Source organism: Pedobacter sp. 01T416_2 (assembly GCF_056398925.1).
Map to the genome: position 1 here is coordinate 1 of NZ_JBFTQI010000638.1, position 3500 is coordinate 3500.

The window sequence follows — 3500 nt, forward strand, 5'->3', positions numbered from 1 at the left end:
CTACGTGTGTAGTCCACGATTCGAAGTGAAAAAATATCCATAATGCAGCAATGGCAATAAAGGATGCCAGCATCCCCAAAATGTTCAAAGCAGATTTTAGCTTTAATCCATTTACTTCTTTCTTCGCTTGTTGCAGCATTTCATCAGCAGAAACCTTAACTTCTACCTCGTGCTTTTGCCACAACTCCTGTATTTGATCAAACGCTTGCATACTGSCTATATAGTTCTGTTAATTTTTGTTTAATGCGGTGAATTTTTACCCTCAAGTTGCCTTCGCTTATTCCAGATATGTCGGCAATTTCGTGGTATGGTAATTCATCAAGTACCATTGTAATAATTAAACGGTCATTCTCTTCGAGCTTGGATATACATTTATAAAGTAGGGCAACCTGTTCATTTTTCTCTGAAAATTCCTCTATTTTATTTTCTATAATGTTATCTGTTAATTCGTCTTTCGCCTGTCTTTTTTCTGATCTCAAATAAGTTAAACAAGTATTCACGGCAATTCTATAAATCCACGTAGAAATTAAAGATTTGTTTCTGAACTTATCCAGATTTTGCCAAACCTTTAAAAAAGTTTCCTGTAGAAGATCGTTTGCAGCGTCGGTATCGCCAGTATAACCATAACATAAATGGAATATCTTTTTGGAATTTGAATCGAAGATCTCTTTAAATAACTTGTCTTTTTGTTCCATTTAGGGGTTTATAGTTGCGTTTTAGATGATGATGTACATTTTTTGTTACACCAGAAATCAAAAATAATATATTTTTTAATGTCACCTGTTATCAAAATTTGTTACACGCCGTAAATATCGTAGTTTTACCAAATTAAGAGTGCCACAAACTTTTTATATTCATGAAAAAAAACAAACTCACGCTTTTCATTTTCTTAGCGCTGATTGCGGGTATTGCATTGGGCTATATTTTAAATGTCAATTCAATCGATGTCTATAACCAGAAAATACTCACCGCCGATGCGAAAGTTAAAAGTATAGAGGTAAGCATTGCCAAAACTACCGATACCACCAGTATTGGCTATACACAACTTAAGGCCGAAAGAAAAGTAAACGCTAAAATCAAAAAAGAAAACGAAGACATTAGGGAGAAAAAATTAGAATACTTTACGTTATTGAGCGATATTTTTCTTCGCCTGATTAAAATGATTGTTGCGCCATTGGTATTTACAACCTTAGTGGTTGGTGTAGCCAAAGTAGGCGACATTAAGGCCGTGGGTAGAATTGGCGGTAAAACATTGGGCTGGTTTTTGGCCATGTCGTTAATGTCGCTGGTACTGGGTATGATTTTAGTAAACTTATTCGAACCCGGAAGACATATGAAATTATCATTGCCCGATCAATTGGTAAATACCGGTATCCAGAAAGCATCAATGAGTGTAAAAGATTTTATCGCGCACGTTTTTCCAAAAAGTATTGCCGAATCGATGTCTACCAACGAAATTTTGCAGATTGTTGTATTCTCTTTATTCTTTGGTGTAGCAACAGCTGCAATTGGCGATTTAGGCCAGGTTGTAATCAAAGCATTTGACGCCATTGCGCACGTAATCTTAAAAATGACAGGTTATGTAATGAATTTTGCACCATTGGCTGTTTTTGGAGCCATGACAGCCATTGTGGCCAAACAAGGTTTGAATGTACTTAATACCTATGCCATATTTATAGGCGAATTCTATCTGGGATTAGCCATACTATGGGCAGTTTTAATTTTCTTAGGATTTTTGGTACTGAAGAAACGTATTTTCCGTTTGGTAAACGATATGAAAGAGCCTGCGCTCTTGGCTTTCAGTACAGCAAGTAGCGAAGCGGCTTATCCAAAAACAATGATGCTGTTAGAGCGTTTCGGCTGTAAAGATAAAATTGTAAGTTTTGTACTGCCATTGGGTTATTCGTTTAACCTGGATGGTTCGATGATGTACATGACCTTTGCTTCCTTATTTATTGCACAGGCCTATGGCATCCATTTAGGTTTCGAGCAGCAAATTTCTATGCTTTTAATCCTCATGTTAACCAGTAAAGGAATTGCTGGTGTACCAAGAGCATCATTAGTGGTAATTGCCGGCACCATCGCGAGCTTTAATATTCCGGAAGCGGGATTAGCTTTGTTAATCGGTATCGATCCTTTATTGGATATGGGCCGTTCTGCAACTAATGTTGTTGGAAATAGCATTGCAACAGCAGTGGTAAGTAAGTGGGAAGGGGAGCTTAAGGAGTCGTAAGTTTAAAGTCGGTAGTCTTGAGTCCTATTGTCTCATTCAATAATTCATTCAATCATTCAACAATTCTCTCATTCAATAATTAAATATTCACTCAATAATTCAACATCAAGTGTCAAGTAGAGGAAAAAAAATATTCTTAGCCATTACCATTATCGTTCCGATGATCATTTATTGTTACATCTATTATAAACCGATTATACAGAATGCGCCTTTCCGCAAGGATGATTTTGTGTCAATGCAGTATAGTTATGGTTTAAAAGATACTTTGGAAAACACATACGATTCAAAGACCGGCATTTATCAGTACGTAAATAATAAAGACTCAGTAGTTACCAAAAAGTTCTTTTTAAAGAGCAATGATGTGTTATACATGCATAGAAAGGCAAACGAAATCGGCCTTTGGAATTTTCCAGATACCATTGGTAAAAAAAGCGATAAATCCAGACTGGTACCGCGTTATGATATAACTTTCAACTATAAAAAGAAGTCAAAACACGTAACCATTTATGGCGACTTTGATGGTAATCCAAAATWACTGGATGCAGCTGTTCAAATGAGAAAAATCATTCAGGAAACCTTATTACAAGCTGAAAAAAGAAGCGGGAAGTAGATAGGGTAGTTCGGAGTCCAGAGTCTCAAGTCGATTAAGTTAAATTGACGTTTGAGGCAGTTAACCGATTAAAACATTGACCAATGAACTAATGGCCAATGAACCAAAAAGACTTTAATAAAGCGTTAAATGTTAGCGTTTTGTTAAAGTCTTTTTCCTTTTAGGATGTTTTCGTATATTTACGATATATTCGTAATAATGGAAAAATTAACATTACAGGAAGAGGAAGCCATGCTGGCTGTTTGGCAGATAGGTAAGGGCTTTATCAAAGATTTTATGGATGTACTTCCCGATCCGAAACCACCATATACTACACTGGCATCTACCATCAAGAATTTAGAACGCAAGGGCTATCTGATGAGCGAACGTTTTGCCAATGCCAACCGCTATAGTGCAAAAGTTAAGGAAATAGAATATAAAAAGCGCTTTATGAGTGGTTTTGTAAATAATTATTTCCAAAGCTCTTATAAAGAACTGGTAGCTTTTTTTGCAAAGGATAAAAAAATAAGTGCGGAGGAACTTAAAGAGATTATAAATTTAATTGAGAACCCTGAAAAGTAAATGCCATGCCACATTTCTTTATCATTTTATTGAAAATTAATCTGGTGCTGATCTTGTTTTCGGCAACCTATTATCTAGTGTTGCGAAGACTAACTT

4 protein-coding genes and 1 pseudogene are annotated in these 3500 nt (G+C 35.9%); 3 read left to right on the forward strand and 2 right to left on the reverse strand.

From position 1 onward, the window contains the following. Both AC1DPQ_RS21595 and AC1DPQ_RS21600 read right to left on the reverse strand, forming a co-directional pair. A pseudogene (locus AC1DPQ_RS21595) lies at positions 1-211 on the reverse strand (hypothetical protein); the annotation flags it as partial. Next, positions 198-695 (reverse strand): RNA polymerase sigma factor, encoded by a 498-nt coding sequence (locus AC1DPQ_RS21600; RefSeq protein WP_477610833.1) that lies wholly within the window; start codon positions 693-695, stop codon positions 198-200. The gene AC1DPQ_RS21600 and the pseudogene AC1DPQ_RS21595, both read right to left, overlap by 14 nt. 161 nt (positions 696-856) lie before the next feature. Here AC1DPQ_RS21600 and AC1DPQ_RS21605 point away from each other — a divergent pair, with 161 nt between their 5' ends. The 3 genes from AC1DPQ_RS21605 to AC1DPQ_RS21615 all read left to right on the forward strand — a co-directional run bounded on the left by AC1DPQ_RS21605 (position 857) and on the right by AC1DPQ_RS21615 (position 3404). Continuing rightward, positions 857-2233 carry a dicarboxylate/amino acid:cation symporter gene (locus AC1DPQ_RS21605; RefSeq protein WP_440822588.1) on the forward strand — a complete coding sequence of 459 codons (1377 nt, stop codon included), beginning with the start codon at positions 857-859 and terminating at the stop codon, positions 2231-2233. Positions 2234-2342: 109 nt separating this feature from the next. Further along, positions 2343-2843 (forward strand): hypothetical protein, encoded by a 501-nt coding sequence (locus AC1DPQ_RS21610; RefSeq protein WP_477610834.1) that lies wholly within the window; start codon positions 2343-2345, stop codon positions 2841-2843. Between the two features lie 198 nt (positions 2844-3041). Then, positions 3042-3404 carry a BlaI/MecI/CopY family transcriptional regulator gene (locus tag AC1DPQ_RS21615; protein WP_215128250.1) on the forward strand — a complete coding sequence of 121 codons (363 nt, stop codon included), beginning with the start codon at positions 3042-3044 and terminating at the stop codon, positions 3402-3404. Positions 3405-3500: the final 96 nt, after the last annotated feature.